Genomic DNA, 23935 nt, shown 5'->3' with positions numbered 1-23935 from the left:
TATCTGTGGCCATCGATATGGACAGCCGCCCGGACCACTCCGACCAGGACCCCGCGTCGAATCACGACCATCCAGCACTCGCAGCACCACCACCGCCCGGTAGCCGAAGTCGCGATTCAGGACTGGACCGGGTCGTCTTCGGCGTCACCGGACTGATCGCCCTCGCGTTCGTCGTCTGGGGCTTCGTCGACTCGGCCGGCCTCGGCTCCGCCTCCGGTTCGGCCCTGACCTGGGTCGAGAGCAACACCGGCTGGCTCTTCGTCCTGCTGGCCTCCGGCTTCGTCGTCTACGTGCTCTGGCTCGCGGCCGGGCGCTACGGCCGGATCCCGCTCGGCGCCGACGACGAGCAGCCCGAGTTCAAGACCGTCTCCTGGGTCGCGATGATGTTCAGCGCCGGGATGGGCATCGGCCTGATGTTCTACGGCGTCAGCGAACCGCTCACCCACTTCACCGCCCCGCCGCCCGGGACCGTCGAGGCCGGCTCGTCCCAGGCGCTCGAGACGGCGATGGCGACCACGCTGTTCCACTGGACCCTGCACCCGTGGGCGATCTACGCGGTGGTCGGCCTGGCGATTGCCTACGGCACCTTCCGGCGCGGCCGCTCGCAGCTGATCAGCTCCGCGTTCGCCCCGCTGCTGGGCCGCCGGACCGAGGGCCCGATCGGCAAGCTGATCGACGGCCTGGCGATCTTCGCGACCCTGTTCGGCTCGGCCGCCTCGTTGGGTCTCGGGGCCCTGCAGATCGGCTCGGGCGTGCAGATCCTCGGCTGGCTGGACAAGGCCGGCAACGGCCTGCTGGTAGCCGTGATCGCGATCCTGACCGCCGCCTTCGTCGCGTCCGCGGTGTCCGGTGTCGCCAAGGGCATCCAGTGGCTGTCGAACATCAACATGGTGCTCGCGGTCGTCCTGGCCGTGTTCGTCTTCGTGGTCGGCCCGACCGTGCTGATCCTCAACCTGGTCCCGACCGCGATCGGCGACTACTTCCGCGACCTGGCCGACATGGCCGCGCGGACCGAGGCCAGTGGTGGCGACGCGATGGCCGAGTGGCTGTCCGGCTGGACCGTCTTCTACTGGGCCTGGTGGATCTCCTGGACGCCGTTCGTCGGCATGTTCATCGCCCGGATCAGCCGCGGCCGGACCATCCGGCAGTTCGTCACCGGCGTGCTGCTGGTGCCGTCGCTGGTCAGCCTGCTGTGGTTCTGCATCTTCGGTGGTGCGGCCATCCACACGCAGCGGACCGGTACCGATCTGGCCGGCCAGTCCACGGCCGAGGGCCAGCTGTTCGGGCTGCTCGACCAGTTGCCGCTCACCTCGATCACCACGATCCTGGTCGTCGTCCTGGTGGCGATCTTCTTCGTCTCCGGCGCCGACGCCGCCTCGATCGTGATGGGCACGCTGTCCGAGCGCGGCGCGATCGAGCCGAAGAAGCCGCTGGTGATCTTCTGGGGTGTGCTCACCGGTGCCGTCGCGGCGGTGATGCTGCTGGTCGGCGGCGGCGGCGAGGAAGCACTCGCCGGACTCCGGGACCTGACGATCGTCGCGGCGTTGCCGTTCGCGCTGGTGATGGTCGGGCTCGCGGTCGCCCTCGCCAAGGACCTCAGGACCGATCCCCTGATGCTCCGGAACGCGATCGGCAGTGAGGCCGTCGAAGCCGCCGTCATCGAAGGTGTGTCGACGCACGGTGAGGACTTCACCCTGGTCGTGTCCGGCAACGGGCACGACCAGGAGGCGCCGCCGGTGCCCGAGTCGCCGCAGAAGCGCGACGAGGTGCCGCCGCCGAAGCCCTGACCAGGCCGTTGGTGACCGACCGGGCGCCGTGGATCCTTCCGGATCCGCGGCGCCTCGTCGTTGCCCCGGCCGGGGGGCTGGGAATAAATTGAGGGTTCAACTACATTGGAGAGTGCAAGACTCTTTCCGAGAGGTAGGACCCGTGATGACCGAGACGCTGGAGCGCAGCCGGACCCCCGTGCTGTACCTGAGCCACGGCGCGCCGCCGCTGGCCGACGACACCACCTGGAAGGCCGAGCTGGCCGCCGTGTCCGCGCGCCTGGCGAAGCCGACCGCGATCCTGATCGTCTCGGCGCACTGGGAGGCCGCGCCGCTGACCCTCGGGGCCACCGAGACGGTGCCGCTGCTGTACGACTTCTGGGGCTTCCCCGAGCGCTACTACCAGGTGCAGTACGCCGCACCGGGTGCGCCCGAGCTCGCCGCGCAGGTCCGCAAGCTGCTGCAGGTCCCGGGCACGCCCGTGTACGACGACCCGGCGCGCGGCCTCGACCACGGCGCGTACGTGCCGTTGAAGGAGATGTACCCGGACGCGGACATCCCCGTGCTCCAGGTGTCGATGCCGACCCTCGACCCGGCCCAGTTGTACGCGATCGGGCGGAAGCTGGCGCCGTTGCGCGACCAGGGCGTGCTGATCGTCGGGAGCGGGTTCACCACCCACAACCTGAGCGCGATCAACCTCGGCGGACCGTCCGACGCGACGGCACCGACCTGGTCCATCGAGTTCGACGACTGGGCCAGGCGGGCGCTCGCGAACCAGGACGTGGACTCGCTGATCGACTTCCCGCACAAGGCCCCGGCGGCCGGGCTCGCGCACCCGCGGACCGAGCACTTCGCGCCGTTGTTCGTCTCGCTCGGGGCGGCCGAGGAGTCGCTGCGCTCGGCCGAGACGGTCGTCGACGGATTCTGGTACGGGCTGTCGAAGCGCTCCTGGCAGATCGGCTGACCGCTACTTCACCGCGCGTCCTTCACCGGCGTCGGGAACGTCGCCAGGTGGGTCGTCCCGATACTGCTGAGCCACACCTTGCCGTCCCGCTCACGCACCCCGGTCGGCATGTGGAACCGGGCGTGCCGGCCGCGCAGATCGTGGACCAGCGTGCCGGCGTCGTCGTACGCCTGGATCTCGATGACGTCGGCCGCCTTCGGTTTGAGCGCCTCCGGCAACGCCCAGACCGCCTGCCGGAGTACCGGGGCCTTGGGCAACAGGTTGTCGAGCAGCGGGTTCCGGGGCGAGCCGATCGCGACCCAGATCAGGCCGTCGGAGCCGCGGGCGATGTTGTCCGGCAGACCGGGGATCGACCGGAACAGTTCGGGCTCGGCGTCCTCGGCGGTCAGGTCGAGCTTGTACAGCCCGTAGCTCGCGGTCTCGGCGAAGATCAGCGTCTTCTGGTCGCCGGTCAGCGCGACACCGTTCGGGAACGCACGGCCGGTGGCGAGCTGGGTCACCTCGCCGTCGGGGCGGAGCCGGTACAGGCTGCCCGTGCTGGTGTGTTCGAGCAGGTCGGCCATCCACTCGTCGATCCCGAACCGGGTGGACGAGTCGGTGAAGTAGATCGTGCCGTCGTCGGCGATGGCGGCGTTGTTGCAGAACCGCAGCGGGCGGCCGCCGATCTCGGCCAGCAAGGTGGTGATCCGGCCGTCCTGGTCGAGGGTGAGGAGCCCGCGGTTCGCGTCGCAGACCAGCACCTTGCCGTCCGGCAGCCACTCCAGCCCGAGCGGCCGGCCGCCGGTGTCGGCGAGGGTGGTGATCGTCCGGCCGTCGGCGCTGACCCGCAGGATCCGGCCGTCGCACAGCCCGGTGAGCACGCTGCCGTCCGCGTCGATCAGCGTGTCCTCGGGCCCCTCCCCCGGCAACGCGACCACCTCGACCTCCAGGTGGTCGGGCCGCCGCGCGGCAGGCGTGGGCGGAGGCGTCCAGCGGACCGGTGCGATACGCGACTTCATGGACCGAGCGTAGTGGCCCCAGCACAGTTCCGGGAGACATCAGCAATCAAAAGGCGTGGGCGAGAGGTGGGAAGAGGGCTCGGGTGTCGCCGCCACCGAACCAGATGCCGATCGCGAACGCCGCCGTTGCCTCTAGCAACCGTGCCCGCGCCAGTCCACCGGCCCGGACCGGCTCGCCTCCGAGTGCCCGGACCAGCTCCTCGACCTTGACGAGCGCCGCCTCGTCGTCACCACAGAGCGGTACGCCGAGTGGCCGGCCCTCGAACGTCTGCGGCGTGCTCCGCCAGACCGGATCCGCGGCGAGGTTGAACGCCTTCACCACCGCCGCTCCAGGCGAGAGCTCGCTGATCCGCTCGGCCATAGCCGGCTCGGCGAGGGTGAGATCGCGCTGGTCGACCGAGTTGGTGCAATCGATCAACGGCCGCCCCGCGAGGCTCCCGTCCGGGGCGCCGACGGTGCGCAGTACACCGTCGGCCGCTTCGGCGGAGACCGCGAGCAAGGTGACCTCGCCGAACTCGGCCGCGTCCTGCAACGTCCCGTGCTGACTGCCGATCCGCAACGCCAGCTCCTTGGCCCGCTCGGGCGACCGGCCGCCGACGAGGACTTCGTGTCCTGCTTGGGCCCAGCGGCCGCCGAGTGCGTCCGCCATCCGCCCGCTGCCGAGGATTCCGATCCGCATGTCCACTCCTGAAGGTTGTTCGGTGAGGTTGGGACGGTAGGCCGTTCGACAGGCACAGATCGGTGCGCATCGGCAAGCGACAATGGGCCGCATGGAGCAACCGTTCTTCGCGGACTGCCGGGCGCGGGTCGCGGTCGAGCTGATCAGCGGCACCTGGCCGATGGTGGTGATCTGGGCCCTCGCCGACGGCCCCGCACGACCCGGCGAACTCCGCCGGCGGATCGGTGGCATCAGCCAGAAGGTCCTCACCACGACGCTGCGCCGCCTCGAAGCGAACGGCGTGGTCGAGCGGCAGCGGTACGCGGAGGCGCCACCGCGAGTCGAGTACTCCCTGACGCCGGCCGGCCGCGACCTGCTGACCCCGATCCGCGCCCTCGGCGACTGGGCCGACGCACACGCCGACACCGTCCTCACCGCCCAGGACACCGCAGGCTGAGCCGGGTCACGCCGAGCGGTGCGCGACCGGGTTGCGGACCGTACCGGAGGGTCCTCCGATACGGCGTATAGGATTTCGGTATGACATCGCCTGAGTCCACCGACCGCCCGTACAGCGCCTTCCCGGTCCGGATCGGTGTTCAGATCCAGCCCCAGCACGCGCAGTACGCCGACATCCGCCGCGCCGTGGCCGCGGCCGAGGAGCTCGGCGTCGACGTGGCGTTCAACTGGGACCACTTCTACCCGCTGTCCGGTGAGCCGGAGGGGCTGCACTTCGAATGCTGGACGATGCTCTCCGCCTGGGCCGAGGCGACGGAGCGGATCGAGTTCGGCGCCCTGGTCACCTGTAACTCGTACCGCAATCCCGAGTTGCTCGCCGACATGGCCCGCACGGTCGACCACATCTCCGACGGCCGGCTGATCTTCGGGATCGGGTCGGGCTGGTTCGAGAAGGACTACGACGAGTACGGCTACGAGTTCGGCACCGCCGGCGGCCGGCTGGACGCGCTCGGCGAGGCACTGCCCCGGATCGAGCAGCGCTGGGCCAAGCTCAACCCGCGCCCGACCCGCGACATCCCGGTGCTGATCGGCGGCGGTGGTGAGAAGAAGACCCTGAAGCTGGTCGCCCAGCACGCCGACATCTGGCACGGCTTCGGCGACGCCGAGACCATCGCCCACAAGCACGAGGTCCTCGACGCCCACTGCGAGTCCATCGGCCGCAACCCCGGCGAGATCGAAAGAAGCGCGGGAGTCGGCGACAAGTCCCCCGAAGAACTGGGCAAGTCCCTCTACGAAGTCGGCACCAGACTCTTCACCGTCCACACCTCAGGCCCCGACTACGACCTGAGCCTCCTCCGCGACTGGATCACCTGGCGCGACGAAATGAACAACCAGTAGCAGCCGGTACCCAAAAGCCAACCCCAACCGGTACACCCTTGAGCTAGGGCGAACCCCGATTCCACGGCACCCCGGGCTGCCGTTCAACAGCTTGCTTGCCCAAACCGCCGACCCGCACCCGCAAACCGACGGGGATAGGCAAGAAGCAGGAGAACGGCAGCTACGGAAAGCCGAAGACAAACCCGCGGCCGCCACCCGCGAGGGCTGAACCACCTGAACCGTAGGCACAACGGCCAACCCAGCTACGCACAACGGCCAACCCAAGCAGCCACCGTCACCGCAGACCCCAACCCAAGTCCCACCCACCAGCACCCTCGCCGCTAGGATTCCCCGCATGCCTAAGCTGCCTGAGAACGGGTCGGTGCTGCCCATCACCCGCTGGGGTGAGGACGTCATGCACCGGCTCAACCGGCCGGTCACCGACTTCGGCGACGACCTGCACAAGCTGGTCGCCGACATGGTCGCCACGATGCGCGCCGCGGAGGGTGTCGGCCTGGCCGCGAACCAGGTCGGCGTCGACCTGCAGGTGTTCGTGTTCGACTGCCCCGACAAGGACGGCCAGTACCACCAGGGCGTGGTCTGCAACCCGTCGCTCGATCTGCCCGAGGGCAAGGACCGCCGCCTGGACGAGGGCGACGAAGGCTGCCTGTCCCTGCCCGGTGCGTTCACCAAGTGCGCCCGCCCGGACTTCGCCAAGGTGACCGGCGTCGACGAGCACGGCAACCCGGTCACGTACGAGGGCACCGGTCTGCTGGCCCGCTGCCTCCAGCACGAGACCGACCACACCCAGGGCATGGTCTTCGGCGACCGCCTGTCCAGGAAGTACCGCAAGCGCCTCTACGCCGAAGCCGAGGAGTTCGCTCCCGACTACCCCACCGACTGGCCGGTCTCCCCCATGAACAACCCCGAAGACCACGAGAACGAACCCCCCGCGGAGTAGCTCCGTGGTGTTACCAGCGGGAGGATTTGAGGTCGTTCTCGAGGATTGCTTCGACTGATTGGCCGGGGGTCTGGCCGGTCGTGTCGAGCCAGAGGCCGCGGCGGGGGATCTGGTCGAGGCCGGCCTCCAGGGCGCGGACCGCGTTCGCCAGGTCGCCGGACTCCGGTTCCCAGTCGCGGTACGACGCCGCGCCGCGGCCGACCTCGCGCGCTACCACCGCGTCCACGGACGGCTTGAGTACCACGAGGTGGCACTCCACGTCGCGGAGCTGGGCGAACCACGCGGCCACGTGGTCGCCGAGGATGATGTCGGAGCAGACGAAGTCGAAGCCCGCGTCGGCGTAATGTTGCGCGACCATCGCGCTCGCCGCGTACCGCAGTTCGAGTTGGCGGACGGCTTCGGGTGACGGGTCCGGGGTCATCACCTCGGCGCCCGCGACGACCGCCGCGTAGAAGACGTCGCCGTCGAGGGTCGCCGCCGGTGGGCCGAGGCGGGCGGCGAGCAGTGGGGCGATCGTGGACTTGCCCGAGGCCTGGACACCGGTGACGAGGACGACTTTCCGCATACGGCCAATCCCATCACGCGCGTCCACCGGTTTACGGCGCCGGCGAACTGGCGTTCAGGGACGCGTGGCGTAGAACGCGACGGCGGCCGACGACGCCACGTTGAGCGAGTCGACGCCACCGGCCATCGGGATCCGGACGGTCAGGTCCGCGCGCCGCAGGACGTTCGGCTTGAGCCCGTGGCCCTCGGTCCCGAAGATCAACGCCAGCTTGTCGTCCCGCCGAGCGGCCAGGTCGTCCAGCGTGATCGAGTCGTCGGTCAGCGCGAACGCGGCCGTCACGAAGCCGTGGTCCTGCAGGACGTCGAGATCCCCGGGCCACGAGGTGAGGCGAGTCCACGGCACCTGGAAGACCGTACCCATCGACACCTTCACCGACCGCCGGTACAGCGGATCCGCACACGTCGGCGTCACCAGTACGGCGTCCACCCCCATCGCCGCGGCCGCGCGGAACCCGGCACCCACGTTCGTGTGGTCCACGATGTCGTCGAAGATCGCGAGCCGACCGTGCCGAACGCCGTCCAGCAACGCCCCCAGATCGGCCGGCGGCTGACGCCGGTACGACGCCAGCGCGCCGCGGTGCACGTGGAATCCGGTCACCTGCTCGGCGAGTTCCTCGGTCACCACGTACACGGGGACGTCGGGCCACTTCGCCAGTACGTCGGCCAGCGAGTCGAGCCACCGAGGCGCGAGCAGGAAGGACCGTGGTTCGTACCCGGCCTCGCCCGCGCGGCGGATCACCTTGTCCCCTTCGGCGATGAACAGGCCGTGCTCCTCCTCAAGCAGGCGGCGCAGGTTCACCTCCCGCAACTGCACGTAGTCCGCCAGCCGCGGATCGTCGGCCGCCTCGACCGGGACGATCACGAGCGCCCGACCGCCGTCACCCCAGCACCTCGCGGGCCACGTCCACCACGTTGCCGATGACAACGATCGCCGGAGCTCCGACCCCGGCCTCGGTCATCGCCGGCGCGATTCCGGCCAGGTCGGACGTGACCATCCGCTGACCCGGCAACGTCCCGTCCGCGATCGCCGCGGCGGGCGTGTCGGCCGGCCGGCCGTGCTCGATCAGCGAGGCCGCGATCTTCGGCAGGTTCTCCACCGCCATCAGCAGCACCAGCGTGCCCCGCAACTGGGCCAGTGCCGCCCAGTTCACCAACGAGTCCGGGTGATCCGGCGGAATGTGCCCGGACACCACGGTGAACTCGTGCGTCACCCCGCGATGCGTCACCGGGATCCCGGACACCGCCGGAACCGAGATCGAGCTGGTGATGCCCGGGACGACCGTCCACGGCACCCCGGCCTCGGCACAAGCGATCGCCTCTTCGAACCCGCGGCCGAAGACGTACGAGTCGCCGCCCTTCAACCGCACGACCACCTTGCCCTGCTGGGCCCGGTCGACCAGGATCCGGTTGATCTCCTCCTGCTGCGCCGAGCGCCCGCGCGGCAACTTGGCCGCGTCGATCAACTCGACCTCGGGATGCAGCTCCTCCAGCAACGGTTGCGGCGCCAGCCGGTCCGCGACCACCACATCCGCCTCGGCCAGCAGTCGCCGGCCGCGCACGGTGATCAGGTCGGGGTCGCCGGGACCGCCACCCACCAGGTACACGCCCGGCCGCTTGGCCAGCGAGTCCCGCGCACCGAGCGCACCGGTCCGCAGCTCCTCCAGGATCGCGTCCCGCACGGCCGCCGATCGCCGGTGGTCACCACCCCCCAGTACGCCGACGGTGACGTGGTCGTGCTGCCCGGAAGCAGGCGTCCACGCGGTCGCCTGTGAGCGGTCGTCCGAGCGGACACAGAAGATGCGCCGCTCCTCCGCCTCGGCCGACACCTGGTCGTTGACCGCGGCGTCGTCGGTCGCGACCACCACGTACCACGCGCCGTCGAGGTCGCCCGCCGCGTACCCGCGCTCGATCCACTGCAGATCGGGGTGGCCCAACAGGCCCTCGATCGTCGGTGTGATCGCCGGGGAGATCAGCTCGATCTTCGCGCCCGTCTCGAGCAGCCGTGGCAGCCGCCGTTGCGCGACCCCACCGCCACCGACCACGACCACGCGTCGGCCGGTCAGCACCAGCCCGGACAGGTACGGCGCCGGCTCGCTCATGCGTCACCCTCCGACGTGATCCCGGCGGACTCGAAGGTCGCCATCTCGGCCAGCGCCCGCACCGCACAAGTCACGATCGGGTACGCCAGTACGGCACCGGTCCCCTCCCCCAGCCGGAGATCCAGGTCGACCAACGGCTGCAGTCCAAGGGCCTTGAGCGCGACCGCGTGCCCCGGCTCGGCCGAGCGATGCCCGGCGACGCAGTACTCCGTGACGGCCGGGTGGAACGCCTGGGCGACCAGCGCCGCGGCTCCCGCGATCACCCCGTCGAGGATCACGGGCACCTTGTTCGCCGCAGCGCCCAGGATGTACCCGGCGAGTGCGGCATGCTCCAGCCCGCCGTACGCCGCGAGCGCGCCGGCCGGATCGGAGGCCGGGACCTCGTGCAGCGCGAGCGCGGCGCGGACGATCTCGGTCTTGTGCGCGAGCGTGGTGTCGTCGATCCCCGTCCCGCGCCCGGTCACGTCGGCCGCGGTCGCACCCGTGAACGTCGCGATCAGCGCCGCGGACGCGGTCGTGTTCGCGATCCCCATGTCGCCGGTGAGCAGGCACCGGTACCCGTCGGCGACCAGGCGGTCGGCCAGCCCGAAGCCCACGTCGATCGCGGCCCGCACCTCCTCCGGCGTCAGGGCCGGCCCGGTGGACAGGTCGCGGGTACCCGGCCGGACCTTCGCGTGGACGATGTCCAGCTCGTCCACCGAGACGGCCACGCCGACGTCCACCACGCGCACGTCGACCCGGTTGTTCGCGGCGAACGCGTTCACCGCGGCACCACCGGCGGCGAAGTTCGCCAGCATCGCGGCGGTCACCTCCTGCGGCCACGGCGATACGCCCTGTGCGTGCACCCCGTGGTCGGCGGCGAAGACGGTGACGACCGCGGGACTCGGGACCGGCGGCGGGCAGCTCCCGGTGATCCCGGCGATCCGGACGGACAGCTCCTCGAGCACGCCGAGCGATCCGGCCGGCTTCGTCAGCACCTGCTGACGCTCCGTGGCCGCGCGCAACGCCGCCTCGTCGGCCGGCCCGATCCGGGCCAGGTACTCCTCCACCGCGGTCCTCCAGTCGCATCCGCGGGCCGCCTGGACGCGGCCCGCCCCCGATCTTCGCATCTCCGGGCCGCGTCCCGGTCCGGGCCCACGGCCGGTGGACAGTAATGTCGGCATCACCACACGTCCCGAGATCCCGGGAGGATCACCGATGTCGCTCGAACGGCCAGAAGCCCAGGACCCGTACGAGAAGCTGCCCCAGGTCGGCTCGTTCACCGTCACCAGTACCGACTTCACCCACGGCGGCCCGCTCGGCGACGCCCAGGTGTTTGCCGGTGGCAACACGTCCCCGCAGTTGAGCTGGTCCGGATTCCCGGCCGAGACCAAGGGTTTCGTGGTGAGCTGCTACGACCCGGACGCGCCGACGCCGTCCGGTTTCTGGCACTGGACGCTGGTGAACCTGCCCGCCGACGTGACGGAGCTGCCGGCCGGCGCCGGCGCGACGCCGCGGCTGGACAACGGCGCGTTCCACGTCCGCAACGACTACGGCAGCAAGGACTTCGGCGGCGCCGCGCCGCCCGCCGGTGACCGGGCGCACCGTTACTACTTCGTGGTGCACGCCCTCGACGTCGAGCGGCTGGACGTCGACGAGGACGCGAGCCCGACCGTGGTGAGCTTCAACCTCTGCTTCCACACGCTGGCGCGGGCGATCGCCACACCGACGTACCAGGCCACCGAGTAACCCCACCGGCCGGTGCGGCAGGTACGCCCTGCCGCACCGCCTGGCTCAGTCCTTGATGCCGGACTGGGTGACGCCCTGGATCAGGTACCGCTGCAGGAACGCGAAGATCAGCACCAGCGGCACGATCGACACGGCCGCGGCCATGAACAGCTCGTGGATGTTGATCGTCTGCGCGGTGATGAACGACGACATCGCCACCTGCACCGTCCACGACGACGAGTCCTGCCCGATCACCAGCGGCCAGATGAACGAGTTCCAGTTGCCGATGAACGTGATCGCCGCGATCGCCGCGAAGAACGGCAGCGAGTTCGGCACCACGATCCGCAGGAACGTGCCCAGGTGGCCGGCCCCGTCCACCCGGGCCGCCTCCTCCAGCTCCTTGGGGAAGCCGAGGAAGTACTGCCGGAACAGGAACGTCGCGAACGCGTTGAACAACGTCGGGATGATCAGCCCGCGCAACGAGCTGACCCAGCCCAGCGACGACACCACGATGAAGCTCGGGATGAAGCTCACCGCGGCCGGGATCATCAGCGTCGCCACGACCGCGTAGAACACCTTGTCGGCATGCCGGTACGGGATCCGGGCCAGCCCGTACCCGGCCATCGACGCCAGGATCAGCTGCCCGCCGGTGCCGAGGATGCCGACGACGGCCGAGTTCCACAGCGCCCGCGCCATCGGTACGTTCTCGTCCCGGAACAATTCGCCGAAGTTCCCCCACTGCAGGTCGCTCGGGAAGAACTTCCACTCCGGCGCGGTGATGTCCGCCTCGGTGGACAACGCGTTCCGCAGCACCAGGTAGAAGGGGATCAGGAACAGCACGGCCGCGATCAGCAAGGCGATCCAGCGCAGGATCATCCCGACCACGCCGAGCGGACTGCGGGTGTGGCCGATCGGCTGCGGGGTCCCGGTGGTTCTCTCCGCGGTCGCCATCAGTCGTTCGCCTTCCCGAACCCGAAGATGCGGTTCTGCAGCAACGTGAGCAACATGATGATCACCGCCAGGATGAGGGCCCCCGCCGATCCGCGGCCGAGGTCCTGGATGGCCCCGAGCGACGTGGAGTAGAGGTACACCAGCGGCGGCCGGGCGAAGCTCGCACCGGCGCCGAGCAGGTTGTAGAACTCGTCGAACGCCTGGTACGCCGCGATCAGGTTGAGCAACAGCACCGCCACCGAGGTCGCCCGCAACTGCGGCAGGGTGATGTACCGGAACGTCTGCCAGCCCGGCTTCGCCCCGTCCACGTACGCCGCCTCGTACAGCGTCGGCGAGATCCGTTGCAGACCGGCGATGAACAGGATCATGTAGAACCCGAGCTGCAGCCACAGCCGGACGGTCACCAGCGGCAGCCAGTACCACGGCGGGTCGATCGTGGACAGCCAGGCGATCTGGTCCAGGCCGAGCCAGCCGAGCACCGTGTTCGCCAGGCCGAACCGGACGCCGTTGAAGATCGACAGCTTCCAGATCAGCGAGGCGACCACGTACGAGCACGCCGTCGGCAGGAAGAACACCGACCGGAAGAACGCCCGGGCCACCTTCACCTGGTTGACCAGCAACGCCAGCGCCAGCGAGAGCACGAACGTCAGCGGCACGATGAACACCGCGAACACCGTGAACGTGCCCAGCGCCGACAGGAAGTTCCGGTCGGTCAGCATGTCCACGTAGTTGCGCAGCCCGACGAACGACGTCGGCGTCACCGTGTTCTGCGCGTCGAAGAAGCTGAGCACCAGGCTCCACACGATCGGCAGGTAGCCGAAGATCAGCAGCCCGACCACGAACGGCCCGACGAACACCCAGAACCACAGGGTGTTGCCGTGGATCCCGGCCGTCTTCGGCCGCCGCCGTGGAGCGCGCGACCGAGAGGCCAGCCGGCTCACCCGAAGAGCCTCTGGAGCTCGGCCGAGACGGTCTTCTCGGCCTTGGCGATCTCGGCCGCCGGATCGGCGCCCTTGCGGATGATGTTGGTCAGCATGTCGCCGTAGGCCGTACCCATCTTCGGCGTCCACGCGGGATTGTCGGTCTTGCCGTAGTCCTGGGTCAGCTTGACCGTGTCGGCGGCCGCACCGGACTGCAGCTTCGCGGCCTTCGCGGCCAGGCTCTTGCGCGGCGGGATGTGGAAGCCGTAGTTCAGCGCCCAGTCCTCCTGCAGGTCGGTCTTGTCGATCCACAGCCACTTGACGAACTTCTTCGCCGCTTCCACGTTCGCGCTCTTCGCCGACACGAACTGCGTCCAGCCGCCGGAGTACACCGCGGCCGTGCCCTGGGCGTCCAGCTTCGGGAACGCCATCACGCCGAGGTCGTCGCCGAACGCCTTCTGCATCGCGGGCAGCGCCCACATCCCGATCCACTGCATCGCGGTCAGGCCCTGCACGATCGCGCCCGGGTCGGTCCAGTCGGTCGGCGCCCCGAGCAACAGGCTCTTGCTCTCGTACAGCTCGCGCAGCTTGCCGAACGCCTGCGCGGCCCGGGCGTCGGTGAAGCCCGGCTTGTTGTCCTCGGTCAGGTACGCCCCGCCGGACGACCACAGCGCCGGGCCGCCGAGGGCGAGACCGCCGTCGTTGCCGACGAACAGGCCCTTCACCTTGTCGGTGGTGAGTTCCTTGGCCGCGGCGATCAGGTCGTCGATCGTCTCCGGCGGCTTGATCCCGGCCTTGTCCAGCAGGCTCTTGCGGTAGTAGATGACCTGCGGGTCGACGATCATCCGGACCCCGTAGACCTTGCCGTCCACCGTGTTGGTGGCCAGGTCGCCGGGCTGGAAGTCGTCCTTGACGTCGGCGATGATGTCGTCGAGCGCGACCACCTGGTTGCTCTTCACCATCGCGATGTTCAGCTGGCTCTCGAACACGTCCGGGCCCTTGCCGGACAGCAGCCCCGACGACAGCTTGGTCGCGTAGTCACCAGGCGTCCACTGCACCGAGACGGTCGCGTCGGCGTACTCCTTGGCGTACCGCAGCGCCGCTTCCTTCGTACCGGTCTCGCCGTACAGGTGGTACCACTGCGACAGCGCGGCCTTGCCGCCTTCGCCGCCGCCGCTGGGAGGTCGCCCGGTATTGCCGCCGCACGCCGCCGCGAACGCGGCGACGGCCGCGAGGCCTCCGGTCCGCTTGAGGAGATCCCGCCGGGACAGACCGGGGTTCGGGAGAGAAGCAGGCATGAACAACCACCCTTCGAAGGCAGCGCCGCGCACCAACCTGGCGGCGAGGGGAGAGCACCAGGTGAACGTCCTTCGACGTTAACCGCCGGTTTCGCACACGTTACAACGCGCTCGAACGCCCAGGAAGCTCAAACGATGGAAATTCTGCGGCCAGTCGCGGAAAGTTCGCGTCCGGTCAGAACGTCTCCCCCGCCTCCGCCTTGCGCACCAGCAGGGCCGGCGGAGTGAACCGCTCACCGTACGCCGCCGCGAGCTCGCGCGCCCGGGCGACGAAGCCCGGCAGCCCACCCGCGTACTGGTTGACGTACTGCAACGCGCCGCCGTACAAAGGCGGGAAGCCGATTCCGAAGATCGAGCCGATGTTCGCGTCGGCCACCGAGCGCAACACGCCCTCGTCGAGACACTTCACCGTCTCCAGCGCCATCGCGAACGTCATCCGCTCCTGCAGATCGGTGAACGGCACCTCGGCCGTCCCGCCGAAGTGCTCGACCAGTCCTGGCCACAGGTGTTTCGGCCCGTCGGCCGGGTACTCGTAGAACCCTGCCCCGGCTGCCTTGCCGCGCCGGTCGAACTCCGCCACCAACCGGTCCGTCACGGCCATCCCGGGATGCTCGTCGAACGCGCCCGCGCTGTCCCCGGCCGCCCGGGCGGCGTCGCGGATCTTCTGCGGCAGCGTCAACGTCACCTCGTCGAGCATCGCCAACGGCGGCGCCGGGAACCCGATCTGCGTCGCGGCCCGCTCGATCGTCACCGGGTGCACCCCCTCGCCGACCAGCGCGGCGCCTTCCATCACCAACGTGCCGAACACCCGGGAGGTGAAGAAGCCCCGGCTGTCGTTGACCACGATCGGCGTCTTGCGGATCTGCCGGACCAGGTCGTACGCCTTGGCCAGTGCGCGATCCGACGTCTTCGCCCCGACGATCAGCTCGACCAGCGGCATCCGGTCGACGGGCGAGAAGAAGTGCATGCCGAGGAAATCATCGGGTCGGTCGATGCCTTCGGCGAGCGAGGTGATCGGCAGTGTCGACGTGTTCGAGCAGAGCAGCGCGTCCGGCTCGACCACGCCGGCGATCTCGGCGAAGACCTTCTGCTTCAGCTCCTCGCTCTCGAACACGGCCTCGATCACCAGATCACAGCCGGCCAGGTCGTTCGGGTCCGCGGCCGGCGTGATCCGGCCGAGCAGCTCGGCCGCCTGCTCCGGTGTCGTCCGCCCTTTGCCGACCTGCTTGGCGAGCAGCTTCTCGGAGTACGCCTTGCCGTTCTCGGCGGCTTCCAGGCTGACGTCCTTGAGGACGACCTCGATGCCCACCTTCGCGCACACGTACGCGATTCCGGCGCCCATCATGCCCGCGCCGAGGACGCCGACCTTGCGCGCGGAGTACGCCGGGACGCCGGCGGGCCGGGACGCGCCGGCGTTGATGGCCTGCAGTTCGAAGAAGAACGCGTTGATCATGTTCTTCGCGATCTGCCCGGTGGCGAGCGACACGAAGCACCGCGACTCGATCCGGCTCGCGGTGGCGAAGTCGACCTGGCTGCCCTCGACCGCGGCGCTCATGATCGCCTTCGGGGCCGGATACGGCGCGCCCTTCAACTGCTTGCGCAGGTTCGCCGGGAAGGCCGGCAGGAACGCGGCCAGCTTCGGCGACGACGGCGTACCACCGGGGATCTTGTAGCCGTCGCGATCCCACGGCTGCTTGGCGTCGCCGTCGTACGCGTCGATCCACGCGCGGGCCCGGGTCAGCAGCTCGCCGGCCGGGACGATCTCGTCCACGATGCCGGTCGACAGAGCCCGCGACGGCTTCATCCGCTGGCCTTGCAGCAGCACCTTCGTCAACGCGTCCTGCAGGCCGAGCATCCGGACCGTCCGCGTGACCCCGCCACCACCGGGCAGCAGGCCGAGCGTCACCTCGGGGACACCGAGCTCGATCCGCTCGTCGTCGGCCACGATCCGGTGGTGGCAGGCGAGCGCGATCTCCAGCCCGCCGCCGAGCGCGGCCCCGTTGATCGCCGCGACCACGGGGAGGCCGAGCGTCTCCAGGATCCGGAGCTGGCACTTCGCCTCCTCGACGGTCTCGAACACCTCGGCCGCGTTCTCCGGGCGCGCCTGCGCGATCAGGTGCAGGTTTCCGCCGGCGAAGAACGTCTTCTTGGCGCTCGTGACGATGACGCCACGCAGTTGGTCCCGCTCCACCTGCAGCCGCTCGACCGTCGCCGCCATCGCGGTCAGGTACGCCTCGTTCATCGTGTTCGCGCCGGCGTCCGGGTCGTCCATCGTCAGCGTGACGACGCCGCCGTCCTCGGTCCAGGAGATCATGCCGCCAGCCTCTCGATGATGGTCGCGACGCCCATCCCGCCGCCGACGCACAGGGTTGCCAGGCCGTACCGCAGCTCGCGCCGCTCCAGCTCGTCCAGCAGGGTGCCGATCAGGATCGCGCCGGTCGCGCCGAGCGGGTGACCGAGCGCGATCGCGCCGCCGTTCACGTTGACCTTCTCGTGCGGGACGCCCAGATCGGCCATGAAGTGCAGGACCGCGGCCGCGAACGCCTCGTTCATCTCGAACAGGTCGATGTCCGACACCTCGAGACCGGCCTTCGCCAAGGCCTTGCGGGCGGCCGGGGCCGGTCCGGTCAGCATGATGGTCGGATCCGCGCCGCTCACCGCTGTCGCGACCACGCGGCCCCGCGGTGCCTGGCCGAGCGCCTCCCCCGCCTTTTCGTTGCCGACAGCAACCAGCGCCGCGCCGTCGACGATGCCGGACGAGTTGCCCGCGTGGTGCACGTGGTCGATCCGCTCGACCGTGACGTACTTCTCCAGCGCGACCGAGTCGAAGCCGCCGTGCTCGCCGATCGCCGCGAACGACACCGGCAACCCGGCCAGCGTCTCCACCGTCGTCCCCGGCCGGACCAGCTGGTCGTGGTCCAGGATCCGCAGCCCGTTGCGATCCTTCACCGGGACCACCGAGCGGCCGAAGTACCCGTTGGCCCAGGCCTTCGCGGCCCGCGCGTGCGACTCCGCGGCGTAGGTGTCGACATCGGTCCGGGAGAAGCCGTCGAGGGTGGCGATCAGGTCCGCGCTGATGCCCTGCGGGACGAAGTTCGTCGCCAGCGCGGTCTCCGGGTCCATCGCCCACGCGCCGCCGTCGGAGGCCATCGGGACCCGGGACATCGACTCGACCCCGCCGGCCAGGATGAAGTCCTCCCAGCCGGACCGGACCCGCTGCGCCGCCTGGTTGACCGCCTCCAGGCCGGACGCGCAGAACCGGTTGAGCTGCACGCCGCCGGTGGTCTCCGGGTACCCGGCCGCCAGCACCGCGGTCCGGGCGATGTCCATGCCCTGGTCGCCGATCGGGGTGACGACACCGAGGACGACGTCGTCGATCGTGGCCGGATCCAGCTCCGGGTGCCGCGCGCGCAGTTCGGTGAGCAGGCCGGTGATCAGCTGGATCGGCTTGACCTCGTACAGGGCGCCGGTCGGCTTGCCCTTGCCGCGCGGGGTCCGGATCGCGTCGTAGAGGAAGGCTTCGCTGGCTGCGGTCATCGTCGATCCCGTCGGTGTGGGGTGAACACCCCTGATTGTGACAGTTGCGCTGTCACAATGGTCAAGGCCCGCCGATTATGATCTGCGCCATGTCAGAAGTCACCGCGGACGAGGCGACCCTGACCGTCGACGAACTGTCCGCCCGGGTAGGGATGACGGTGCGGACGCTGCGGTTCTACGCGGGCCGGGGACTGATCCCGCCGCCGGTCCGCCGCGGCCGGGTCGGGTACTACGGCCCCGAGCACATCGCCCGTCTCGACCTGGTCCGGGAGCTGCAGGCGCACGGGTTCACGCTGTCGGCGATCGAGGGGTACCTGGACCGGATCCCGACCGACGCGACCCCGCAGGACATCGCGCTGCACCGTACCCTGCTCACGCCGTGGATGCGGGACCTGCCGGAGACCCTGGACCGGGCGGCGCTGATCCGGCGGACCGGGCGTGACCTGACCGACGACGACATCGAGATGCTGGTCGCGCTCGGCGTGGTCGAACCGACGCCGGACGAGGACGTGTTCCAGGTCGCCACGGCACACCTCAGCCTCGGCGTGGAACTGCTCGACCTCGACCTCCCGGTGGAGGCGGTGCAGGCCGCCGGCCGGATCTTCACCGAGCACGGCCGCGCGATCGCCGAGGAGCTGACCGAGGTGTTCCAGACCTTGGTCTGGCCGCACTACCGCGACTCGGGCGGACCACCGGAACACATCCAGCAGCTCGTCGAACGCTTCAAGCCGGTCACCATCCAGGGTCTCGTCCTCGCCTACGAACGCGCCGTCGGCGAGACCCAGCGCGACACGATCCGCCGCTCCCGGACCAAACCCCGCCGCTAGGCCGTCTCGACAAAGGCGGCACCGAGCTCGCCGAGTCGCTCAACCGCATACGCAGAATCGATCAGCGACTCGGGCGTGTGGAGGCCCGGCGGGACGGGGTCGCCGTGCAGACCCAGGAGGCGTTCGACGCCGAGCGCGAGACCGGCCGCGGTCAGAGGTCGTTGACCGTCCGGGTGCACTAGGCACCGGCTCATCGTCATGCACTCCCCACCCCGCGCACCCACATCGCGCCCCATCCCGTATCCCCGCACGTTGGCCGCGACCTTGTGCACCCATCGCCCACCCTGACCAGCTCATCCCAACCAACCCGCGCACGAAGTCGCCCGCCAGCACGACTCCGTGCACGCACCGACCGCCACGAACGCGGCCACTCGGCTGACAGGCACACAAAGTCGCCTCCGCACACGGGAGCACGCTGCGGATGCGTCTGCGGCAGGACCCCCAACGAGGCCTTCGTGACTTTGTGCGCGTACCGACCACGGCCCGCGGGCCGGCTTGGCCGGCGCGCGCACAAAGTCGCCGACCAGCACGACTCCGTGCACGCACCGACCGCCACGAACGCGGCCACTTGGCTGACGGGCGCATAAGGTCGCCTCCGCACACGGCGGACAGTCCCGATGTACTCGCCGCGGACACCGAGGAGGTTGAGGAACCGAGATGGTTGAGGAGGGAGCACGCTGCGGATGCGTCTGCGGCAGGACCCCCAACGAGGCCTTCGTGACTTTGTGCGCGTACCGACCACGGCCCGCGGGCCGGCTTGGCCGACGCGCGCACAAAGTCGCCGGCCTGCGTGACTCTGAGCACCGACCGACCACCACGAACGCGGCCACCTGGCTGACGGGCGCACAAAGTCCGCCACCGACTCACCGAGCACACCGAGCCCTCGTACACGACAGCGACTTCGGAGCGAGGCAGCGACACCGCGGCGCCGACACCGCGGAAGCGACCTGGGCGGGGCAGTTCTCTGTGCGCCTACCGGCCGCAGTGGGCGTGTCCGAGTGGCTGGAGAGTGCACAAAGTGCAGGGGCAGGGTGCAGGGGCCCAAGCGGGGCAAGCATGACTCCGTGCGCGAGCGCCGCGGGCGCGTGGCTGGCGAGTGCGTTATGGCGGCCGCCGTTGTGACCATCACCCCGCGCCGGGTGCCGTTGTGACGACCACCCCGCGCCGGGTGCCGTTGTGACCATCACCCCGCGCCGGGTGCCGTTGTGACCATCACCCCGCGCCGGCTGCCGTTGCGACCATCACCCCGCGCCGGCTGCCGTTGCGACCATCACCCCGCGCCGGCTGCCGTTGCGACGACCACCCCGCCGGGTGCCGTTGCGACGACCACCCCGCCGGGTGCCGTTGCGACGACCACCCCGCCGGGTGCCGTGCGGTCGGCCGCGTGGTTGGCGGGGATTGTCCAGTACTGGCTAGGCGTTCGGGACTTTCAGGTAGGTGAGACCTCGGAGGTCGAGGTACGTGTCATCCGGTGTCGTGACGACGCGCAGCAGGACTTGGTCGCAGCTTGCGCAGCGGGCGACCATGCCGGGTGCGTCGACGTACAGCCTGGTCTCGGCGAAGACACCTGTCTGGCCGCAGCCCGCGCAGCGTGCGATCGCCGCGGTGAGGTCCACGGCGAAGATCTCGCGCAGCTTGCCGGCGGCGGCGTTGCCGTCCAGGTGGGTGGGGACGTCGGCGGTCATCGCGGTCCTCCTGTCGGTCCGAAGCGTTCTGTCCTGATCCGGCTCGGGTCGTGCCCGCCGGCGACGAGGAGGTCGGCGACCGCCTCGACGAACGGCGTCGGCCCGCACACGTACGTCGTCAGCTCGTCGTCCGGCGCGAAGGCCTTCTCCTGCAGCAGGTCGGCGTCGATCCGCCCGACCCGCGGCTCCCCGGGTGGCGCCTCCCGGGTGTAGACGAAGGTGAGGTCGACGTCGTCCGACGCGGCCAGCTCCTTCAGCCCGTCCACGTAGATCACCGACGCGGGACGACGGACCGAGTACAGCAGCCGCACGGGTGTCGTACTCCCCTCGGCGGCGTGGGCACGCAGCATCGCCATCAGCGGCACGATCCCCGAGCCACCGCCGATCAGCTGGACCGGACCAGGCTGCTCCGGCTTCCAGACGAACCACCCGCCGACCGGCCCGCGGACCTCCAGCGGATCACCGGCCTTGAGCACCTCGACCAGGTACGGCGAGACCTCCCCGTCCGGGACCTGCTCCACGGTCAGCTCGATGCCCTGACCCGACCAGGCGGACGCGATCGAGTACGACCGGGAGGCCCGGTACCCGTCCGGCGCGGTGAGCCGGACGTCCAGGTGCTGTCCGGCCAGGTGACCCGGCCAGTCCGGCAGGTCGACCACGATCGTCCTGGCCGTCGCCGTCTCCTGGCGGATCTCGGTGACGGTGCCGACCTGCCAGGTCAGTCGCCTGCGTAGCGCTGTTCTTTCCATGGGTCTCCGTACTCGTGGTAGCCGGCGGTCTCCCAGAAGCCCAGGTCGTTCGTGTCGGACAGCACCAGGCCGCGGACCCACTTCGCGCTCTTCCACAGGTACAGGTGCGGCACCAGCAGCCGGGCCGGGCCGCCGTGCTCCGCGGCGAGCGGGTCACCGTCGTACTCGTACGCGATCCAGGCCTGGCCGTCGAGCAGGTCCTCGAGCGGCAGATTCGTCGTGTAGCCGCCGTAGCTGTGCGCCATCACGAAGTCGGCCCCGGTCTCGACGTCCTCGAACAGCGTGTCCAGCGAGACGCCCTTCCAGTCCGTCCCGAGCTTGGACCAGCGGGTGACGCAGTGCAGGTCGGTGGTGATGTCCTCGGCCGGCAGCGCCTGCAACGCCTGCCAGTCCCACCGGTACACCTCGCCGGTCTCGCTGGCGATGCTGAACTCCCAGTGCTCGGTCAGGATGTGCGGCGTCGGGCCCGCCGACAACACCGGGAAGTCCCGGGTCAGGTACTGCCCCGGCGGCAGGTCCGACCCACCCCGGCGGCGCCCGGTGAACCCCGGCGACACGATGCCCATGACAAGCCCCCTCCGGCTCGGCGGTACTTCTCGCAGTCTTCCACGAACCGGTCAGATTCCCATCGTTCTCCCGATGATCTCCTTCATGATCTCGGTGGTGCCGCCGTAGATCGTCTGGATCCGGGTGTCGAGGTACGCCTTGGCGATCGGGTACTCGGTCATGAAGCCGTAGCCGCCGTGCAACTGCAGGCAACGATCGGCCACCTTCTGCTGCAGTTCGGTGGTCCACCACTTCGCCATCGCGGCCTCGGCGACCGTCAGCGTGCCGGCGTTCAGTTCCTCGATGCAGCGGTCCACGAAGACGCGGGCGATCTGCGTCTCGGTGGCCAGTTCGGCGAGCACGAAGCGGCTGTTCTGGAACGAGCCGATCGGCCGGCCGAACGCCTTGCGCTCCTTCACGTACGCCAGCGTGGACCCGAGCATGTTCTCGCAGGCCGCGGCGGCGACCACGGCGATCGCGAGGCGCTCCTGGGGCAGTTTCTCCATCAGCTGGACGAAGCCGTTGCCCTCCTCGCCGAGCAGGTTCGCCGCCGGGACCCGGACGTGGTCGAAGAAGAGCTCGGCGGTGTCCTGCGCCTTCAGGCCGATCTTGTCCAGGTTCCGCCCGCGCTCGAAACCGGGCATGCCGCGTTCGGCCACGAGCAGTGAGATGCCCTGGTGCCCGGCCGCCGGGTCGGTCTTCGCGACGACGATGACCAGGTCGGCCAGGATGCCGTTGGAGATGAACGTCTTCTGCCCGGTCAGCACTACTCGTCGCCGTCGCGGACCGCGGTCGTCCGGATGCCCTGCAGATCGCTGCCCGCGCCCGGTTCGGTCATCGCGATCGCGGTGATCGTCTCGCCGCTGCAGAACTTCGGCAGCCAGCGCGCCTTCTGCTCGTCGGTCGCGTAGTCGAGCAGGTACGCGGAGGCGATGTCGGTGTGGATGGTGAACCCGACACCGCTGGCCCGGGCCCGGGTGAGCTCCTCGATCAGGACGGCGTTGAAGCGGAAATCGCGCACCCCGCCCCCGCCGTACTCGGCCGGCATCATGAACCCGAGCAACCCGGCCGCTCCCGCGGCGGTCCACAGCTCACGTGGGACGATACCGGCCTCCTCCCAGCTGCCGTGGTGCGGCACGATCTCCTTGTCGCAGAACGCCCGCGCTGTCTCCCGGAAGGCGTTGTGGTCGTCCTCGAACAGCTGACGGTGCACGGGCGGTCTCCTATCGGTCCTGGACGGCGGCGCCTCGGTCCTGGACGGCGGCGCCGGAGGCGAGCAGGTCGTCGACATCGGGGATACCCCAGTCGGTCAGCGCCGCGCGGGTGTGCTGACCCGGCCGGGCCGGTGGCTCGCCGAGCTCCGCGGGGGTCCGCGAGAACCGTGGCGCCGGGGCGGCCTGCCGGATCCCGTCCCGTTCGACAAAGGTGCCCCTGGCCACGAGATGCGGGTGGTCGCCGGCCAACGGCAGCACCGGGGCCACGCAAGCGTCCGAACCGTCGAACACCTCGGTCCACTCGGCCTGGGTCCGCCGCGCGAACGTCTCGGCCAGCACCTTGCGCAGCTCCGGCCAGTTCGCCTGGTCGTACCGGTCCGGCGCCGTGATCCCGAGCCGGTCCACGAGTTCGTCGTAGAACAGCGGTTCCAGCGCGCCGACCACGACGTACTGGCCGTCGGAGGTCTCGTACACGTCGTAGAACGGGGCGCCCGTGTCGAGCAGGTTCGTGCCGCGCTCCTGCTGCCAGGCCCCGGTCGCGAGGGCGCCGAGCATCATCGTGGTCAGGTGAGCCGCGCCGTCCACGATCGCGGCGTCGACGACCTGACCCCGGCCGCTCCCCCGGGCCTCGATCACCGCGGCCAGCACCCCGGTCACCAGGTACATCGAGCCGCCGGCGAAGTCGCCGAGCAGGTTCGCCGGGACCTGGGGCGGTCCACCGGCCCGGCCGATCAGGTGCAGGGCGCCGGACACCGCGAGGTAGTCGATGTCGTGCCCGGCCGACTGCGCGAGCGGCCCTTCCTGGCCCCACCCGGTCATCCGACCGTACACGAGGGCCGCGTTCACCGCGTGGCAGTCCGCCGGGCCGAGACCTAGCCGTTCGGCCACGCCCGGGCGGAATCCCTCGATCAGGATGTCGGCCTGCTCGACCAGCCGCAGCACGGTGGCGATGGCGGCCGGTTGCTTGAGGTCGAGGGCGACACTGCGCCGGCCACGGTTCAGCAGCTCGTACTCCGGTGGGCCCAGCGCGAGGCCCCCGCCCGGGCGGTCGATGCGCAGCACCTCGGCGCCGAGCTCAGCCAGGTGCAGGCATGCGAACGGCGCCGGGCCGATCCCGGCCAGCTCGACCACCTTGATCCCGCGCAGTGGACCCATGGCG

22 protein-coding genes and 1 pseudogene are annotated in these 23935 nt (G+C 70.1%); 7 read left to right on the top strand and 16 right to left on the bottom strand.

Features of this window, described 5'->3' with window-relative positions:
* Positions 1-5 precede the first annotated feature (5 nt).
* Together FB561_RS25290 and FB561_RS25285 are read left to right on the top strand one after the other, a co-directional pair.
* Positions 6-1787, top strand: a complete 1782-nt coding sequence (locus FB561_RS25290) for a BCCT family transporter (RefSeq protein WP_238335045.1) — start codon at positions 6-8, stop codon at positions 1785-1787.
* Between the two features lie 145 nt (positions 1788-1932).
* The gene (locus FB561_RS25285) at positions 1933-2730 is read left to right on the top strand and encodes a dioxygenase family protein (protein ID WP_145810935.1); all 798 of its coding nucleotides are present in this window, start codon (positions 1933-1935) and stop codon (positions 2728-2730) included.
* 8 nt (positions 2731-2738) lie between these two features.
* Here the strand turns inward: FB561_RS25285 and FB561_RS25280 are convergent, their stop codons facing one another.
* Positions 2739-3728, bottom strand: coding sequence for an SMP-30/gluconolactonase/LRE family protein (locus FB561_RS25280; RefSeq protein WP_145810934.1), 990 nt, complete (start codon positions 3726-3728; stop codon positions 2739-2741).
* Positions 3729-3774: 46 nt separating this feature from the next.
* Positions 3775-4407 carry an NADPH-dependent F420 reductase gene (locus FB561_RS25275; protein WP_145810932.1) on the bottom strand — a complete coding sequence of 211 codons (633 nt, stop codon included), beginning with the start codon at positions 4405-4407 and terminating at the stop codon, positions 3775-3777.
* A 91-nt stretch (positions 4408-4498) separates the two neighbouring features.
* Between FB561_RS25275 and FB561_RS25270 the strand changes: the two genes are divergently transcribed.
* From FB561_RS25270 to def, 3 genes are all read left to right on the top strand, one after another.
* Positions 4499-4843, top strand: a complete 345-nt coding sequence (locus FB561_RS25270; protein WP_145810930.1) for a winged helix-turn-helix transcriptional regulator — start codon at positions 4499-4501, stop codon at positions 4841-4843.
* A gap of 80 nt (positions 4844-4923) precedes the next feature.
* Positions 4924-5739 carry an LLM class F420-dependent oxidoreductase gene (locus FB561_RS25265; RefSeq protein WP_145810928.1) on the top strand — a complete coding sequence of 272 codons (816 nt, stop codon included), beginning with the start codon at positions 4924-4926 and terminating at the stop codon, positions 5737-5739.
* A 334-nt stretch (positions 5740-6073) separates the two neighbouring features.
* The gene (def, locus tag FB561_RS25260; protein ID WP_145810927.1) at positions 6074-6679 is read left to right on the top strand and encodes a peptide deformylase; all 606 of its coding nucleotides are present in this window, start codon (positions 6074-6076) and stop codon (positions 6677-6679) included.
* Positions 6680-6689: 10 nt separating this feature from the next.
* Here the strand turns inward: def and FB561_RS25255 are convergent, their stop codons facing one another.
* The 4 genes from FB561_RS25255 to cobT are packed head-to-tail and all read right to left on the bottom strand — an operon-like array spanning position 6690 to position 10391.
* Positions 6690-7244, bottom strand: coding sequence for an AAA family ATPase (locus tag FB561_RS25255; protein WP_145810924.1), 555 nt, complete (start codon positions 7242-7244; stop codon positions 6690-6692).
* A gap of 54 nt (positions 7245-7298) precedes the next feature.
* On the bottom strand, positions 7299-8105 hold the full coding sequence (locus tag FB561_RS25250; protein ID WP_145810922.1) for a TrmH family RNA methyltransferase: 807 nt from the start codon (positions 8103-8105) through the stop codon (positions 7299-7301).
* Between the two features lie 16 nt (positions 8106-8121).
* Positions 8122-9342, bottom strand: a complete 1221-nt coding sequence (gene cobA, locus FB561_RS25245) for a uroporphyrinogen-III C-methyltransferase (RefSeq protein ID WP_145810920.1) — start codon at positions 9340-9342, stop codon at positions 8122-8124.
* A complete protein-coding gene (cobT, locus tag FB561_RS25240) occupies positions 9339-10391 on the bottom strand; it encodes a nicotinate-nucleotide--dimethylbenzimidazole phosphoribosyltransferase (RefSeq protein ID WP_202880731.1) in 1053 nt (350 codons plus the stop codon). Before cobT ends, cobA begins: the two co-directional genes overlap by 4 nt.
* 148 nt (positions 10392-10539) lie before the next feature.
* Between cobT and FB561_RS25235 the strand changes: the two genes are divergently transcribed.
* On the top strand, positions 10540-11070 hold the full coding sequence (locus FB561_RS25235; RefSeq protein ID WP_145810915.1) for a YbhB/YbcL family Raf kinase inhibitor-like protein: 531 nt from the start codon (positions 10540-10542) through the stop codon (positions 11068-11070).
* A 45-nt stretch (positions 11071-11115) separates the two neighbouring features.
* Here the strand turns inward: FB561_RS25235 and FB561_RS25230 are convergent, their stop codons facing one another.
* The 5 genes from FB561_RS25230 to FB561_RS25210 form a co-directional block, all read right to left on the bottom strand.
* Positions 11116-12000 (bottom strand): carbohydrate ABC transporter permease, encoded by an 885-nt coding sequence (locus FB561_RS25230; protein ID WP_145810913.1) that lies wholly within the window; start codon positions 11998-12000, stop codon positions 11116-11118.
* Positions 12000-12941, bottom strand: a complete 942-nt coding sequence (locus FB561_RS25225; protein WP_145810911.1) for a carbohydrate ABC transporter permease — start codon at positions 12939-12941, stop codon at positions 12000-12002. Before FB561_RS25225 ends, FB561_RS25230 begins: the two co-directional genes overlap by 1 nt.
* On the bottom strand, positions 12938-14218 hold the full coding sequence (locus FB561_RS25220; RefSeq protein ID WP_145810909.1) for an ABC transporter substrate-binding protein: 1281 nt from the start codon (positions 14216-14218) through the stop codon (positions 12938-12940). The genes FB561_RS25225 and FB561_RS25220 overlap by 4 nt, the downstream gene beginning before the upstream one ends.
* A gap of 175 nt (positions 14219-14393) precedes the next feature.
* Positions 14394-16532, bottom strand: a complete 2139-nt coding sequence (locus FB561_RS25215; RefSeq protein ID WP_145810907.1) for a 3-hydroxyacyl-CoA dehydrogenase NAD-binding domain-containing protein — start codon at positions 16530-16532, stop codon at positions 14394-14396.
* Positions 16529-17755, bottom strand: coding sequence for an acetyl-CoA C-acetyltransferase (locus FB561_RS25210; RefSeq protein WP_145810905.1), 1227 nt, complete (start codon positions 17753-17755; stop codon positions 16529-16531). The genes FB561_RS25215 and FB561_RS25210 overlap by 4 nt, the downstream gene beginning before the upstream one ends.
* A gap of 89 nt (positions 17756-17844) precedes the next feature.
* Here FB561_RS25210 and FB561_RS25205 point away from each other — a divergent pair, with 89 nt between their 5' ends.
* Complete coding sequence (locus tag FB561_RS25205; RefSeq protein ID WP_170284756.1) at positions 17845-18582, top strand: MerR family transcriptional regulator; 738 nt, start codon at positions 17845-17847, stop codon at positions 18580-18582.
* Positions 18583-19994: 1412 nt separating this feature from the next.
* Here the strand turns inward: FB561_RS25205 and FB561_RS25195 are convergent.
* The 5 genes and pseudogenes from FB561_RS25195 to FB561_RS25175 all read right to left on the bottom strand — a co-directional run bounded on the left by FB561_RS25195 (position 19995) and on the right by FB561_RS25175 (position 23931).
* A complete protein-coding gene (locus tag FB561_RS25195) occupies positions 19995-20267 on the bottom strand; it encodes a DUF6510 family protein (RefSeq protein ID WP_145810901.1) in 273 nt (90 codons plus the stop codon).
* On the bottom strand, positions 20264-21016 hold the full coding sequence (locus tag FB561_RS25190; protein ID WP_145810900.1) for a ferredoxin reductase: 753 nt from the start codon (positions 21014-21016) through the stop codon (positions 20264-20266). Before FB561_RS25190 ends, FB561_RS25195 begins: the two co-directional genes overlap by 4 nt.
* Entirely contained in the window at positions 20986-21582 is a 597-nt protein-coding gene (locus FB561_RS25185; protein WP_145810898.1) for a molybdopterin-dependent oxidoreductase, read from the bottom strand. The genes FB561_RS25190 and FB561_RS25185 overlap by 31 nt, the downstream gene beginning before the upstream one ends.
* Positions 21583-21633: 51 nt before the next feature.
* Positions 21634-22775 (bottom strand): annotated as a pseudogene (locus FB561_RS25180) (acyl-CoA dehydrogenase family protein).
* A 10-nt stretch (positions 22776-22785) separates the two neighbouring features.
* Positions 22786-23931, bottom strand: a complete 1146-nt coding sequence (locus FB561_RS25175; RefSeq protein ID WP_145810896.1) for a CaiB/BaiF CoA transferase family protein — start codon at positions 23929-23931, stop codon at positions 22786-22788.
* Between the last annotated feature and the right edge of the window lie 4 nt (positions 23932-23935).

It is taken from the genome of Kribbella amoyensis (genome assembly GCF_007828865.1).
Taxonomy (GTDB): Bacteria; Actinomycetota; Actinomycetes; order Propionibacteriales; family Kribbellaceae; genus Kribbella; species Kribbella amoyensis.
This window is presented reverse-complemented; position numbering and strand designations above follow the sequence as displayed.